This is a genomic window from Kaistella soli (genome assembly GCF_019038595.1).
In the GTDB taxonomy this organism is placed as follows: Bacteria; Bacteroidota; Bacteroidia; order Flavobacteriales; family Weeksellaceae; genus Kaistella; species Kaistella soli.
This window is the reverse complement of record NZ_JAHOPF010000019.1, coordinates 1-1,116: the sequence shown is the minus strand read 5'-3', so window position 1 is coordinate 1,116 and position 1,116 is coordinate 1. Positions and strand designations below refer to the sequence as shown.

Annotated in this window: 1 protein-coding gene; it reads left to right on the top strand. The window is 47.0% G+C overall.

The window, feature by feature from the left end:
* The coding region (locus KSK37_RS13975; protein WP_246566640.1) for a transposase at positions 1 to 988 on the top strand (988 nt) is incomplete at its 5' end.
* Between the last annotated feature and the right edge of the window lie 128 nt (positions 989 to 1,116).

The window sequence follows — 1,116 nt, the reverse complement described above, 5'->3', positions numbered from 1 at the left end:
GAAAAAGCTTGTAGACCGTCATCACGCCTGGAAAGAAGAAGCCTACAAAGGAATGCCCGGCAACAACAAAAGCGATAGAAAAGACGAAGATGGCAATACGATCCGCCCGAAATACCTGAGCAACCACACGCATTACAGCCCAACAGATCCCGACGCGAAGATCTCCGTAAAACCCGGCAAAGCGCGCCAGTTAAATTATTCCGGACAGCTCGCTGTAGACGATGCGCATCATATCATTACCGGCGCCTGTGCAAGCACTTCGGGCAGCAAAGACAGCGTGATCTTCCCGGAGATTATGAACCAGACGCTTGAAAATCTTTCCCTGAACAAAATGCAGACCGAAGAAGTTCTGGCCGATGCCGGCTACAGCAGCGGCGAGGCTTTAAAGTACTGCAAAGAAAAAGGCCTTAACGCCTACATCGCCAACTTCGGGCAATACAAACCCGAACGCGAAGGATTTTATTACAACAAATCCGAAAACCGTTACGAATGCCAAAAGCCCGGCGGAAACCATGCCGTATTGCTCTTCAAAGGCACCAAAACCGACAGCAAAGGCTACTCGAAGAATGTGTACCGCAGCTCGGAAAAAGACTGCGGCAAATGTCCGTTACGGTCGGAATGCTGCGGAAATGTCACGAAGTTCAAGAAACTGGATGACAGCATCCATAAACCTCTGTACGATGAAATGCACGAAAAACTGCGGCGCGATCCCAATTATACCCGTTTCCTCACCAAGCGCCGAAGTTCGCGCGTAGAGCCGGTTCTGGGCACGCTGATCAACCATCACAATATGAAACGGATTAATTCCAGAGGTATGGCTCAGGCGAACAAACATGTTTTAATGGCTGCGCTTACATACAATCTGAAGAAATACCTGAAATTCATCACCCGAAAAGTTCACCGCAATGCCCAAATCATGAACCTTTCAAAAGGGAAGTTTTGGTTTTGGCAGAACCTCTTTTCCACAACTTCAATAGCTTCCATTTAAGCCATCCGAAAATCCGAAAAACTTTCACCGCTAAAAACAAAACCTCCTTTAAATCGCTTTAAAAGAGGTTGTTTTTTATTGAGTTTTCAGAACTTGACGCTGAAATTTGAGGTTGTGCAACGGTTACC